Raw genomic sequence first — 12,800 nt, 5'->3', positions numbered from 1 at the left:
GCCGCGGGGCAAGCAGTACCGCAGCAGCAGGATTCCCAGGGAGGGAAGAACAGATGGGTGTCACGCTCGCCAAGGGCGGCAACGTCTCGTTGTCCAAGGCCGCCCCCAACCTCACCGCCGTGCAGATCGGGTTGGGCTGGGAGGCGAGGGCGACCACCGGTGCCGACTTCGACCTGGACGCCAGCGCCCTGCTCTGCTCCAACGGCCGGGTGCTGGGGGATGAGTACTTCATCTTCTACAACAACCTCAAGAGCCCCGAGGGCTCGGTCGAGCACATGGGCGACGAGCTCGTCGGCGGCACCGGCGCGGAGGACGACGAGGTCGTCAAGGTCAATCTGACCCAGGTCCCGCCGCAGGTCGACAAGATCGTCTTTCCGGTCTCCATCTACGACGCGGAGGCCCGGCTGCAGAACTTCGGCCAGGTCCGCAACGCCTACATCCGGGTGCTGAACCAGGCCGACGGCGCCGAGTTGGCGCGCTACGACCTCTCCGAGGACGCCTCCAACGAGACCGCCATGATCTTCGGCGAGCTGTACCGCTACAACAACGAGTGGAAGTTCCGCGCGGTGGGGCAGGGGTACGCGTCGGGGCTCAGGGGGATCGCCCTAGACTTCGGAGTTAACGTTCAGTAAGAGAATCTTGCGGGCAGGGCGGGGATTGTCGGGGATCGCTCCCACGGCGTGACGGACACGGCGTGCAGGGCGGTCCCCGCGACTGTGGCTGCGCGCGCTACAGAAAGGTTCAGGCCCCTCCGTGCTCCTCCGTACCTTCGGGTGGTCCTTCGGGATCACCCTGATCGGCCTCGCGGCTGCCGCGTATTTCTGGGGGGCGGACGGCTTCGGCGTCGTCCTGATCCTCTCTGTACTCGAGATCTCACTGTCCTTTGACAATGCCGTCATCAACGCCACCATCCTGAAGCGGATGACGCCGTTCTGGCAGAAGATCTTCCTCACCGTCGGCGTGCTGATCGCCGTGTTCGGCATGCGCCTGGTCTTCCCGCTGCTGGTGGTGGCGCTCACCGCGCACATCAGCCCGGTCACCGTGGTGCAGCTGGCGCTGGACTCCACCAAGACCGAGGCCGGGCTGACCTACGCCCAGCACCTGGACGCCGCCCACCCCGCCATCGCCGCGTTCGGCGGGATGTTCCTGCTGATGATCTTCCTGGACTTCATCCTCGGTGAGAAGGAGATCCAGTGGCTCGAGTGGCTGGAGAAGCCGCTGGAGAAGATCGGCAAGCTGGACCAGCTGTCGGTGGTCGTCTCGCTGATCGTGCTGATGCTCTCGGCCCGCTTCTTCGCCGAAGGCGGCGCAGAGACGGTTCTGCTGGCCGGCGTCGCCGGGCTCACCACCTACCTGGCCGTGGGCGGTCTGTCCAACCTGTTCGAGGAGGCCGGCGAGGAGGACGAGGACGAGGACGAGGAGGGCGCCGAGGAGGCAGCGGCTGGCCCGGCCGCCCCGGCCGCGAAGAACGGCAAGCCCGCCATCCTGGTCGCCGGCAAGGCCGCGTTCTTCCTCTTCCTCTACCTGGAGGTGCTGGACGCCTCGTTCTCCTTCGACGGCGTCGTCGGCGCGTTCGCCATCAGCCAGGACATCTTCCAGATCACCCTGGGCCTGGGCATCGGGGCCATGTACATCCGCTCGCTGACGGTCTATCTGGTCCGCCAGGGCACCCTGGACGACTACGTCTACCTGGAGCACGGCGCGCACTACGCCATCGGCGCGCTGGCCATCATCCTGATGGTCTCCATCAAGTACACGATCCCGGAGATCGTCACCGGCCTGATCGGCGTGGCCTTCATCGGCCTCGCCCTGCTCTCCTCGGTGCTGCGCAACAAGCGACTGGCAGCGGCAGGGGACGTCCCGGAGCTGTAGCGACCGCAGTACCAGCAGGACACCGATACCGATACCGCAGACCGTGGGGCCGTTCGAGCCCTACGGTCTGCGGTGGCCTGGGGCGGCGAAGCGGAGGGTGAGGATCTGTTCCAGAGCGGCGCGGGTGGCTACCGAGACGGCGCCGGTCAGCACGGCGGCGTCGCCCAGGGCGGAGACCTCGATCCGGGGCGGGTAGGGGACCCGGGCGGCCAGCCGCTCGCGGATCCGGTCCAGCAGCAGGTCGCCGTTGAGTCCGATGCCGCCGCCCAGGACCACCAGTTCCACGTCCACCACGGCGGCGACCGGGGCCAGGTAGCCGGTGATCCGCCTGGCCTCCTCGTCCACCACTGAGCAGGCGCCCGGGTGGCCATCGCGGGCCAGCGCGAAGACCCGCTCGGTGGTCAGCGCGCCCAGGGCGGCCTCCTCCGGGAGCCGGCTCACGGCGTAGCGCAACAGCGAGGCGGCGCAGGGGTCCTGGGCGTCGAACTCGGCGGGCTCGACCGCGCAGTCCAGTTCGCCGGCCGCGCCGGCGAAGCCGCGGTGCAGTTCTCCGTGCAGGACCAGGCCGGCGCCGACACCGGTGCCCACCGAGAGGAAGGTGAAGCTCTCGGCGGCGGTGCCGTTGCCGCGGCGCTGCTCGCCCAGCGCGGCCAGGTGGATGTCGTTCTCCACGGTGGCCGGCATGCCAAGCGCCTGCTCGAACGCCTCCTGCACCGCGAACCCGTCCAGGGAGGGGATGTTGGCGCCCTGCCAGATCCGCCCGTCCCTGCGGTCCACCACGCCGGGCACGCCCACGGCCGCGTGCTGCAGCGCGCCGCGGTGGATGCCGGCCTCGGCGCAGAGCTCCTCGGCGAGCTCGGCGCCGGTCTGCACGATCCGGGGTGCGTCCAGGCCCTCGACCAGGACGTCGCGGCGGATCCTGATGGTGCCGTCCAGGTCCGCGACCGCGCCGCGGAGCCGCCGGGCGCCGACGTCCAGCGCCAGCACGTAGGCGGCCTCCGGGCGCGGGGCGAAGAACAGCGCGCCGTAGGTGGGCCCGAGTTCGGCCCTGACCGTCTCCGACACCAGGCCCATCTCCAGGAGGTCCTGGAGCAGTGCGGAGACGGTCGGCTTGGAGATGCCGGTCCGCCTGGCGATCTCCGCGCGGGAGACCGGGGCCTCGGCGCGGATCACGTCCAGGACGGTCCGGAGGTTGATCTCCTTGAGCGTGGAGGAGGTCGCGGGCCTGGCAATCATGCCCACACTTTAGTGCCCTGGGCCCGCGTCCCTCCCGGTCGGCGGCTCAGCCGAACTGCTGCTCCAGGTCCTTGAGCTTCTTCTCCAGCGAGTCCAGCCGCGGCAGCGGGGAGTCACCGTCGTCGGAGACGGTCGCCGACGCCGGGGCGGTGCTCTCCAGCGCGTCGTGGCGACGGCGCCGCGGCAGCACGCCGCGGGGCGAGGCCGGCTCCAGCGCGGCGGCGGTCTCGGCACTGCCGGACGCCTCCAGCGTGGTCAGCTCGCGCAGCGGTGCGGAACGCGAGATGGCCTTCAACTCGGCGCGCTCGCGCCGGTTCTCGCTGCGCTGCCGGGCGGCGGCGGCCTCGCGCTCGCGCTTGTCCTCGCGGACCTCCTCGACCGCGTCGTCCAGCGTGCGGACGTTCTCCAGCAGCATCAACGACCAGGCCTGGTAGGTCTCGACGGGCGCGCGCAGCCAGCGGACCATCCGGATCTGCGGCAGCGGGCGGGGCACCAGGCCCTGCTCGCGCAGCGCGGCACGGCGGGTCTGCTTCAGCGCCCGGTCGAACAGCACCGCGGCCGACAGCGACATGCCGGCGAAGAACTGCGGGGCGCCGTTGTGGTCGCCGCCGCGCGGCGCGTGCACCCAGTTGAACCAGGCGGAGGCGCCGGCGAAGAGCCAGACCAGCATGCGGGAGCCGAGGGCGGCGTCACCGTGGCTGGCCTCGCGGACCGCGAGCACCGAGCAGAACATCGCGGCGCCGTCGAGGCCGAAGGGGACCAGGTACTCCCAGCCGCCGGAGAGGTTCAGGTTCTGCTGGCCGAAGCCGACCAGTCCGTGGAAGGAGAGCGCCGCGGCGACCGAGGCACAGGCGAACAGCAGGACGTAGGACGCGCTGCCGTAGATGGTCTCCTTGCGGCGGCGGCGTGCTTCGCTGCGTTCCCAGGAGTCGCTGGGCTCGGCGGCGTGCTTGGGCTTCTTGGTGCGCAGCAGGCCCATGACGACCGCGATGACCAGGGCGATCGCACATCCAACGGCCAGCCACACCAGCTGTATGGAGGAAAGGTTCATAAAGCGGATAGCCTCGGCTTCGGGTCGGTCGGCACGGGGGGCCATGGACTGGGGGGACAGGGTCGGGCGATGGTGCGACGACGGTGTCCCCCGGAGGCGGCGGAGTTGACGCCTCGACACGCGTGCGTGCATGACGATATCGCGTCAGCAGAGAACGCATCGTACGCCTGAGCCAGTTGTGACCTCCAGTCAGGGGTGCGGGAAGCCCGGCGGATGGGTACTCCGCTGGTGGGTGCCAGGGAGAAGTACGGAGGGGTGGGGACATGGCGGGTATTCGGGACTTCATGCGCAGGACGGACCAGACCTTCGGTCCAGGGGTGGACCGGCTGACACTGACCAAGGGCTCGCCCCTGGTGTCACTGAGCGATCTGGGCACGGTGCACGGGACCATGCAGGTCAACCTGCACTGGACCGCGCGGGAGGCGGAGCCGGCCGCGCGGCCCGCGGGGGAGCGGCTGCGGGGGCTGCTGCACCCGACCCTGTTCCGGCCGATGACGATGCCGCAGTCGGTCAACCAGATCCTGGCGGTGGACCTCGACCTCGGCGCACTGTACGAACTGGCCGACGGCACCAAGGGGGTGGTGCAGCCGCTGGGCAACTTCTACGGCGACCTGCAGCACTCGCCGTTCATCCGGCTCAGCCGGGACGACCGGTCCGGGGCGCCGTCCGGGGAGATGCTCTACATCGACCTGGAGAAGAAGGACAACTTCAAGCGCATCCTGATCTTCGTCTACATCTACGACGAGACCCCGGCCTTCGACCGCACCCACGCGGTGGTCACCCTGGCCCCGCCCGGCGGCAGGCCGATCGAGGTCCGGCTGGAACAGCGGGCGACGCAGGCCAGGTCGTGTGCGGTGGCCCTGATCGAGAACAAGGGCGGGAACCTGACGGTCCGACGGGAGGCCAAGTACGTCTACGGCTTCCAGGCGGAGCTCGACCGGCTGTACGGGTGGGGGCTGCAGTGGCAGCGGGGGGTCAAGTCGCCCAGCGCATGACGCCTACGGCGGGTTGGTTGGTCTCTTTTCGGGTGCGGCTTGTGCATGGTTTGTCGCGCAGTTCCCCGCGCCCCTGGGTAGTGCAACTTGCCCACGGTGGGTCAGTTGCAGCACCCCGAAAACGGACCTACCGCTGGCCGCCCTGGAACTGGGGCCCCTGGAGCGGCAGTACGAAGCCCTCGGGTTCGGGCAGCAGGACGGGCTGCTGGTACGGCGGCGGGTACCCGTAGCCGTGCGAGGCCGCCGGCTGGGCCGCTGCCGCTGCTGCGGGTTCGACGGCCGGCTGCGGGGCCGGGGGCGTCGGCGGGTGGCTCGGCGGCGGGGGGATGACCAGCTCCGGCTCGGGCGCGGGCTCCGTGACCGGTGCCGCTTCTGCGACAGCCGCGGTCGCGGCCGGCTCCTCCTCGTCGACGGTGATGCCGAAGTCGGTGGCCAGACCCACCAGCCCGGAGGAGTACCCCTGGCCGATGGCCCGGAACTTCCAACCCCCGCCGCGCCGGTACAGCTCGCCGCAGAGCAGCGCGGTGACCCCGGTGGTGTCGGCGATGTCGAAGCGGGCGATGGCCTCCGCGCCGGGACCTCCGGCGATGTCGAACAGCAGGATCCGCAGCTCGGGGATCTCGTCGAAGTCGCCGTGCTCGACCGAGCCGCCCACCACCACCCGGTCGATCTCGGTGGGCAGCAGCGCCAGGTCGATGTCGATGGTCTCGGTGACGTCGTCGCCGATCCTGGCCTTGGACCGGTGCCGGACCAGCCCGGACGGGTGCCGCGGCTGGTTGTAGAAGACGAAGTCGTCGTCCGAGCCGACCCTGCCGTCCAGGCCGAGCAGCAGGGCTGACACGTCCACGTCGGGAGCACCGGGGACGACACGCCAGCGCAGCACCGCGCGCACCGCGTCCACCTTGGTGAGCGGTGTGTTGGAGCCCTTGGGCATGACCTTGGTCATAACGGGTTGACGCTCTCCCTCTGTTTCAGCGCTGCTGCGGACGCCACCGGCGGGAAACATGTGCCGGGCACCAGGGTAGGCGGCGGGGCGGCGCCGGTGGAACCGGGCCGGGCGCGTCGCACGCCGACGCGTCGCGGTCGGGTTGCCGCTCACCTGGACAGCGAGCAGCATGGCTGAGAACCGACGTGTACCACCGGTGCCGGAGTCGATCAGTGGATGAGCCCGGTGGGCATGTTAAGCGGATGCCACTGTTCCGAGAACAGCAGGTTTCTTGACTGGATTCTTACCGCTGGATCCGTACGATTATCGTTAACGGCCCCCGTGGTCCCGGACGTCCCACTCTCCGCAGCAGAGAACAACCATGCTGTCACGCCCAGGAATCCCGAGGAGGGGCCATGCGCCATTTCAGTCAGCTCGACGCCGAGACCCGTGAGCGCCTCTTCCTCCGTGAACCGGCTGAATTTGATCGGTCCAGCGATCCCGCGGTGCTGTCCACCGCACTGGGCGCCACCCTGTACTCGCCGGCCACCCGGCCCCGGCTGTACGACGACATCCGCAAGCAGGCCGCCCACGGCGTGGTGTCGATGGTGCTCTGCCTGGAGGACGCGATAGACGACAGCGAGGTGGACGCCGCCGAGGCCAACCTGGTCCGGCAGCTGCCGCCGCTGCTGGAGCGCGTCGAGGCCGGTGAGCAGCTGCCGCTGCTGTTCGTCCGGGTGCGCCGGCCCGAGCAGATCGTGGACCTCGCGGCCCGGCTCGGCCCCGCGCTGGCGGTGCTGTCGGGCTTCGTGATGCCCAAGTTCACCGAGGAGAGCGGACTGCCGTTCCTGGAGGCGCTGGACCAGGTGCGCGGCAGCACCGGTCAGCGGCTGTTCGCGATGCCGGTGCTGGAGTCCCCGGAGCTCGCCCATCTGGAGACCCGCCGGGAGACCCTGGCCGGGATCGCGCTGGTGCTGGAGAAGCACCGCGAGCAGGTGCTCGCGGTCCGGCTCGGCGTCACCGACCTCAGCTCCGCGTACGGGCTGCGCCGGCCCCCGGACCTCACCGCCTACGACGTCCAGCTGGTCGCCTCGGTCATCGGCGACGTGGTCAATGTGCTGGGCCGGGCCGACGGCACCGGATACACCGTCACCGGCCCGGTGTGGGAGTACTTCCCGGTCCAGGAGCGGAAGTTCAAGCCGCAGCTGCGCAGCACCCCGTTCGCCGGGACGGAGCCGCCGACCGAGGAGGTGCGCCGCAAGCTGATCGCGCACGACCTGGACGGGCTGATCCGGGAGATCGAACTGGACCGGGCCAACGGCCTGCTCGGCAAGACCTGCATCCACCCCAGCCATGTCCCCGCGGTGCACGCGCTGTCCGTCGCCAGCCACGAGGAGTGGTCGGACGCGATGGACATCCTGCACGAGGACCGGTCCGGCGGCGGGGTGATGCGGTCGGCCTACACCAACAAGATGAACGAGGTGAAGCCGCACCGCGCCTGGGCGCAGCGGGTGATGCTGCGGGCCTCGGTCTTCGGTGTGGCGCGCGAGGGCGTCACCTTCGCCGAACTCCTGGCTGCCTGCCTGTGCCCCTGACGAGGGCTGCGGGACATCTGACGGTCACTCCCCTGTGATGGACTGAGGGGAGTGGACGGACATGCGCATGTACACGCACGAACGAACGACGAAAGCAGGACGATGACGGCTGAGCAGCAGATCCAGGGGCGGGACAGCGGGACCGTGTGGCCGGGGGAGTGGGTCGAGCAGCGGCTCGGCGTCCGGTTGCCGGAGCCGTCCGTGCGGGAGCTGCTGGGCCTGGCGCTGCGGCAGAATCCGCGCCGGGCGCATCTGCTGGTGTCGCAGGTGCTGGGCAAGCACGTGCCGCAGCTGCCCGAGATGGTCTACGGCGCCGGCCACCGGCTCGGCGAGGCGGTGCGGGAACTGCTCGGCCCGCAGGCCGCTCCGGTGGTGCTCGGCTACGCGGAGACGGCGACCGGCCTGGGCCACTGCGTGGCGGACGGCCTCGGCGGCGGCCCCGGAACGGCCGCCCGCTATCTGCACTCGACCCGTCGCCCGGTCGCCGGCATCGCGGCGGTGGAGTTCGAGGAGGAGCACTCGCACGCCACCTCCCACCTGCTGCTCCCGGCCGACCCGGACTTCCTCGGCGGCGACGGACCGCTGGTCCTGGTCGACGACGAGCTGTCCACCGGCCGTACCGTGCTGAACACCGTGGCCGCCCTGCACGGGCGGTACCCGCGCGGGCACTACGTGGTCGCCGCGCTGGTCGACACCCGCAGCCCCGAGGACCGCGAGGTCTTCGCCAAGACCGCCGCCGAGCTGGGAGTCCGCATCGACGTGGTGGCCACCGCCACCGGCGCGGTGCGGCTGCCGGAGGGCGTGCTGGAGCGCGGCGCCGCACTGGTGGCCGCCGAGGAGACCCGGCAGGGCTGCAAGGTGCCCTCGGCCGGGCCGCTGGCCCCGCTGACCCGGGTGGAGCTCGGCTGGCCGGCCGGGCTGCCGGACGGCGGCCGGCACGGTTTCAGCGCCGCCGACCGGGCACGGCTGGAGCAGGCGCTGCCGGCGATGGCGGAGCGGCTCGCGGAGCAGCTGCCCGGCGGGCAGTCGGACGGTGGCCAGCCGGACGGCGGGACCGCGCCGCGCCGGGTCCTGGTGCTGGGCCATGAGGAGCTGATGTACGCGCCGCTGCGGCTCGCGGGCGCGCTCGCGGAGCGCCTGGGCGAGGGCAGCGAGGTGCGCTTCTCCACCACCACCCGCTCCCCGGCGCTGACCGTCGACCACCCCGGCTACGCCCTGCGGACCCGCCTCGCCTTCCCCTCGCACGACGCCCCCGCCGACGGCGAGGGCCGCCGCTACGCCTACAACGTCGCCCCCGGCAGCGACCCCTCCCGCCGCTTCGACGCCATCGTGCTGGTCGTCGACGACCACGGCGACCGGGCGCCGCTGCACACCCCGGGCCGCGGGCTGCTGGACCGGCTGCGCGGCGTCACCGACCGGGTGCTGCTGGCCGTGGTGCCCGCGCACCGTCCGGGCCGGGAGCGGCCGGCGGCCGGTGCGGCCGCTGCTTCCGGCCCGCTCCCCGAGCCGCTGTACGGCCCCGCCTTCTCCTCCTACCGCGCAGAGGAGGTCTCCTGGCTGCTCAAGGACCTCTCCGAGGTCACCCTGGAGGCACCGACCGAGGAGCGTGAGGAGGCCATCCAGCAGGGCGGCGCCCACTACGCCGAGTCGCTGCCGGTGGAATACCAGCCCACCGCCGCCTACCAGGAGCTGTTCCAGCAGGCCCTGCGGGAGTCGGCGGGACGGATGGCCGAGGCCGTGGCCGTGGTCACCGAGACCGTACTGGCCGAGCGCGGCCGCGGCGTGGTGCTGGCCTCGCTGGCCCGCGCCGGGACCCCGGTCGGCGTGCTGATGCGCCGCTGGGCGCAGTACGCGCACGGGATCGACCTGCCGCACTACGCGGTGTCCATCGTCCGCGGCCGGGGCATCGACACCGTCGCCCTGCGCTATCTGGCGGACCGTCACAACGCCGCCGACGTGGTCTTCGTCGACGGCTGGACCGGCAAGGGCGCGATCACCCGCGAGCTGGCCGAGGCGCTGGCGGGCACCGGCTTCAACCCGGAGATGGCCGTGCTGGCCGACCCGGGCCACTGCGTGCGGACCTTCGGGACCAGGGAGGACTTCCTGATCCCCTCGGCCTGCCTCAACTCCACCGTGTCCGGGCTGGTCTCCCGCACCGTGCTGCGCTCGGACCTGATCGGGCCGGACGACTTCCACGGCGCCAAGTTCTACCGCGAGCTCGCCGACGGCGACGTCTCCGAGCAGTTCCTGGACGCGATCACCGCGCACTTCCCACGCGTCAGCCCCGATGTCAGCGCCAGTGCCGCCGCCGACAGCCCCGAACGCGAACCCGACTGGTCCGGCTGGGCCGCCGTGGAGCGCATCAGCGAGGAGTACGGCATCAACAGCGTGAATCTGGTCAAGCCGGGAGTGGGCGAGACCACCCGGGTCCTGCTGCGGCGCGTCCCCTGGAAGGTGCTGGTACGGCGCGGCGCGGAGGCCGAGCTGCGCCACGTCCGGCTGCTGGCCGAGCAGCGCGGCGTACCGGTGGAGGTGGTCGACGACCTGCCCTACAGCTGCGTCGGACTGATCCACCCGCAGTACACCCGCGGTGCGACCGGGGACGGGGGCACCGCGGTATGAGCGACTCCGAGCACACCGAGCGGCGCTTCCTGGTCGGCAGCGACCTGGACCGCACCCTGATCTACTCGCCGCGGGCGCTGGCCCTGGACATGTCCGACGAGACCGCGCCCCGGCTGCTGGCGGTCGAGGTGCACAACGGCAAGCCGCTGTCCTTCATGACCGAGCACTGCGCCGAACTGCTGGTCGAGCTGATCACGGCGGCCGAGTTCGTCCCGGTGACCACCCGCACCCGGGCCCAGTACCAGCGGGTGCACCTGCCGGGACCCGTCCCGGGCTGGGCCCCCCGCTACGCGATCTGCGCCAACGGCGGACGGCTGCTGGTGGACGGGGTCACTGACGAGGACTGGACCGCGCACATCTCGTCCACCCTGGCGACGAGCTGCGCGCCGCTGGACGAGATCGTGCGCCACCTGGCGCTGGAGGCCGACCCGGAGTGGACCCTGAAGCGGCGGGTCGCCGAGGAGCTCTTCGCCTACCTGGTGGTCGAGCGGGAGCTGCTGCCCGAGGGCTGGGTCGCCGAGCTGACCGGCTGGGCCGACGAGCGCGGCTACACCGTCTCGCTGCAGGGCCGGAAGATCTACCTGGTGCCGCAGCCGCTGACCAAGTCGGCGGCGCTGGCCGAGGTGGAGCGGCGCACCGGGGCCTCCACGGTGCTCACCGCCGGGGACTCGCTGCTGGACGCCGAGCTGCTGCTGGCCGCGGACGCCGGCTACCGGCCCGGGCACGGCGAGCTGGCCGACACCGGCTGGACCGCGCCGGGCGTGACCGCGCTGGAGCAGGTGGGCGTGGCGGCGGGCGAGGAGATCGTCCGGCGACTCCTCGCCCGGGTCCGGGTGCGCACACCCGTGCGCTGACGGGACTGCGCTGACGGGGCCGCGCCGGCGGCGCCGCGTGCGGGGTGGTCAGCCGCAGCACCCGCCGCCGCAGCAACCGCCTCCGCCGCCCTCGGCGGGGGCGGCAGCGCCGCCGGAGGCGGTGCCGGTCACGGCGACCATCGACATCAGCTTGACGGCGTCGCCGTGGCCGGCCGGGCACATCGCCGGGGCGTCCGACTGGGACATCGGGCGGCGGAGTTCGAACGTGGCACCGCAGGTGCGGCAGCGGTAGTCATAGCGAGGCATGCCGCCAACTGTACGGCCTGATCGCCCCCCGGTTACCGGTGTCCCGCGCCCCGCTCCTCGCGGATCGCCTGGACCACCTGCGCCGCGGTCTCCCGGACCGCCGCCAGCTCGGTCAGGAAGTGCCAGTAGTCGGGGTGACGCCCCGTCAACCCCTGTTCGGCCCGGTCCAGACGCTCCACCGCGGCGTCCAGCGGGCCGGCGTGCCGCGGGTCGGGCGAGCTGCGCCCGGCCATCGCCAGCCGCTGCGCGTCGCGCAGCGCGAAGCGGGTGCGCTCGATCTCGGCCTGCGGCGCGCGCTGGGCCTCGTTCAGCGAGTGCAGCCGCTCGTTGACGGTGGCGACGGCCCCGTCCGCGGTGTTCAGCAGGGTGCGGGTGGTCGCCAGGATGCTGATCGCGTCCGGCCAGTGCTGCTCGTCCCTGGCCTTGGCCGCCTCGGCCAGCCGTTGCTGCGCGTTGCGGACCGCGGCCTCGGTCTGCTCGGGGACGTTCTGCAGGTCCACCCAGCAGGCCGAGCTGAACCGGCGGCGCAGCTCGCTCAGGGTGGGGCCGATGTTGCCGGCCCTGGTCTCCAGCGCCTGGGTGCGGGTCCGCAGCGACGCCAGCCGCTGGTCGATCTCGCGGGCCTGCTCCGGCAGCCGATCGGCCTCGGCGCGGATCTTCTCGGCGCTGCGCTGCACGTCCGCCGCGGTGCGCAGCACGGTCTGCACGCCGTGCTTGCCCGCCCCCTCGCCGATCAGCTGCAGCTGCGGCCCGAGCGCGGCCAGCTGCCGGGACAGGTCCTCGGAGCCGATCCTGGCCGCCTTGACCGCGTCCAGCGCGTTGCTGGCCGCCAGCCAGGCCCGCTTGGCCCGCTCCACGGCCGGGCCGACCTGCGCCAGCTGGGTCTCGGCCGCGGCGACCAGCGGCTGCAGGAAGCCGGCGAAGCGCTCCAGCTCCGTCTTCACCGCGACCAGCTGCTGCTTGGCCCGTTCCAGCTGCTGCCGGGCCTGGTTGGCCGAGCCGTGGTCGAGGTCCTCGGCGTCCAGGTCATGGGCGTCGAGGGCGGTGATGTACTCCTGGCTGGCCTGGTCGATCCTGGTGCCGAGTGCGGCGAAGTCCGCGATCGCGCGGCGGGCGTTGGGGGAGTTGTCGGAGGCGGCCACCGCCTCCACCGAGATCCGCACGTCCCGCTGCACCGTGTCCAGGTCCAGGAACGCCTGTGCGGCCGCATCCTTGGCGGCCTGCGCGGCCGCGCGCCCAGCATCGCCACGCCCCCATCGCGCTGATCCCGACGCCACGTCTTCTCCCGCTCCACATGCCCTGCCACCAGGCCGCGTCGGCCCGCCGTCCCCATCCTCGCACCCCCGCCCGCGCCGCCGCACTCAACCTGACATGCAGCGGACA

At 72.0% G+C, this 12,800-nt stretch carries 11 protein-coding genes; 6 read left to right on the top strand and 5 right to left on the bottom strand.

Annotated features, from left to right (window positions below; all coding sequences use genetic code 11):
* Positions 1 to 53 precede the first annotated feature (53 nt).
* The gene (locus ABUW04_RS24740; protein ID WP_030251104.1) at positions 54 to 632 is read left to right on the top strand and encodes a TerD family protein; all 579 of its coding nucleotides are present in this window, start codon (positions 54 to 56) and stop codon (positions 630 to 632) included.
* 121 nt (positions 633 to 753) lie between these two features.
* Positions 754 to 1,872 carry a DUF475 domain-containing protein gene (locus tag ABUW04_RS24735; RefSeq protein ID WP_380566655.1) on the top strand — a complete coding sequence of 373 codons (1,119 nt, stop codon included), beginning with the start codon at positions 754 to 756 and terminating at the stop codon, positions 1,870 to 1,872.
* Positions 1,873 to 1,932: 60 nt separating this feature from the next.
* Here ABUW04_RS24735 and ABUW04_RS24730 read toward each other — a convergent pair whose 3' ends face one another.
* Positions 1,933 to 3,108, bottom strand: a complete 1,176-nt coding sequence (locus ABUW04_RS24730; protein ID WP_380566654.1) for an ROK family transcriptional regulator — start codon at positions 3,106 to 3,108, stop codon at positions 1,933 to 1,935.
* 46 nt (positions 3,109 to 3,154) lie between these two features.
* Complete coding sequence (locus tag ABUW04_RS24725; protein ID WP_380566653.1) at positions 3,155 to 4,159, bottom strand: DUF2637 domain-containing protein; 1,005 nt, start codon at positions 4,157 to 4,159, stop codon at positions 3,155 to 3,157.
* A gap of 263 nt (positions 4,160 to 4,422) precedes the next feature.
* On the opposite strand from ABUW04_RS24725, the gene ABUW04_RS24720 reads away from it, so the two are divergent.
* Positions 4,423 to 5,154, top strand: a complete 732-nt coding sequence (locus tag ABUW04_RS24720; protein ID WP_030251114.1) for a Tellurium resistance — start codon at positions 4,423 to 4,425, stop codon at positions 5,152 to 5,154.
* Positions 5,155 to 5,281: 127 nt separating this feature from the next.
* On the opposite strand, the gene ABUW04_RS24715 is transcribed toward ABUW04_RS24720, so the two are convergent.
* Positions 5,282 to 6,100 (bottom strand): TerD family protein, encoded by an 819-nt coding sequence (locus tag ABUW04_RS24715; protein ID WP_380566652.1) that lies wholly within the window; start codon positions 6,098 to 6,100, stop codon positions 5,282 to 5,284.
* A gap of 395 nt (positions 6,101 to 6,495) precedes the next feature.
* On the opposite strand from ABUW04_RS24715, the gene ABUW04_RS24710 reads away from it, so the two are divergent.
* The 3 genes from ABUW04_RS24710 (at position 6,496) to ABUW04_RS24700 (ending at position 11,150) form a co-directional block, all read left to right on the top strand.
* Positions 6,496 to 7,674: an HpcH/HpaI aldolase/citrate lyase family protein gene (locus ABUW04_RS24710; protein WP_030251119.1), complete on the top strand. Its 1,179-nt coding sequence runs from the start codon at positions 6,496 to 6,498 to the stop codon at positions 7,672 to 7,674.
* A 102-nt stretch (positions 7,675 to 7,776) separates the two neighbouring features.
* Positions 7,777 to 10,296 (top strand): phosphoribosyltransferase, encoded by a 2,520-nt coding sequence (locus ABUW04_RS24705; RefSeq protein WP_380566651.1) that lies wholly within the window; start codon positions 7,777 to 7,779, stop codon positions 10,294 to 10,296.
* On the top strand, positions 10,293 to 11,150 hold the full coding sequence (locus ABUW04_RS24700) for an HAD family hydrolase (RefSeq protein ID WP_380566650.1): 858 nt from the start codon (positions 10,293 to 10,295) through the stop codon (positions 11,148 to 11,150). Before ABUW04_RS24705 ends, ABUW04_RS24700 begins: the two co-directional genes overlap by 4 nt.
* A 48-nt stretch (positions 11,151 to 11,198) precedes the next feature.
* Here ABUW04_RS24700 and ABUW04_RS24695 read toward each other — a convergent pair whose 3' ends face one another.
* Positions 11,199 to 11,417, bottom strand: coding sequence for an FmdB family zinc ribbon protein (locus ABUW04_RS24695; RefSeq protein ID WP_030251126.1), 219 nt, complete (start codon positions 11,415 to 11,417; stop codon positions 11,199 to 11,201).
* 32 nt (positions 11,418 to 11,449) lie between these two features.
* Positions 11,450 to 12,694, bottom strand: a complete 1,245-nt coding sequence (locus ABUW04_RS24690) for a coiled-coil domain-containing protein (protein ID WP_051724972.1) — start codon at positions 12,692 to 12,694, stop codon at positions 11,450 to 11,452.
* Positions 12,695 to 12,800: the final 106 nt, after the last annotated feature.

The organism is Streptacidiphilus jeojiensis, assembly GCF_042510965.1.
GTDB lineage: Bacteria > Actinomycetota > Actinomycetes > Streptomycetales > Streptomycetaceae > Streptacidiphilus > Streptacidiphilus jeojiensis.
This window is presented reverse-complemented; position numbering and strand designations above follow the sequence as displayed.

Coding starts and splice junctions, on each gene's coding strand:
- ABUW04_RS24700 (WP_380566650.1), top strand. CDS start 10,293: ATGAGCGACTCCGAGCACACCGAGCGGCGCTTCCTGGTCGGCAGCGAC.
- ABUW04_RS24715 (WP_380566652.1), bottom strand. CDS start 6,100: ATGACCAAGGTCATGCCCAAGGGCTCCAACACACCGCTCACCAAGGTG.
- ABUW04_RS24740 (WP_030251104.1), top strand. CDS start 54: ATGGGTGTCACGCTCGCCAAGGGCGGCAACGTCTCGTTGTCCAAGGCC.
- ABUW04_RS24730 (WP_380566654.1), bottom strand. CDS start 3,108: ATGATTGCCAGGCCCGCGACCTCCTCCACGCTCAAGGAGATCAACCTC.
- ABUW04_RS24695 (WP_030251126.1), bottom strand. CDS start 11,417: ATGCCTCGCTATGACTACCGCTGCCGCACCTGCGGTGCCACGTTCGAA.
- ABUW04_RS24705 (WP_380566651.1), top strand. CDS start 7,777: ATGACGGCTGAGCAGCAGATCCAGGGGCGGGACAGCGGGACCGTGTGG.
- ABUW04_RS24710 (WP_030251119.1), top strand. CDS start 6,496: ATGCGCCATTTCAGTCAGCTCGACGCCGAGACCCGTGAGCGCCTCTTC.
- ABUW04_RS24720 (WP_030251114.1), top strand. CDS start 4,423: ATGGCGGGTATTCGGGACTTCATGCGCAGGACGGACCAGACCTTCGGT.
- ABUW04_RS24725 (WP_380566653.1), bottom strand. CDS start 4,159: ATGAACCTTTCCTCCATACAGCTGGTGTGGCTGGCCGTTGGATGTGCG.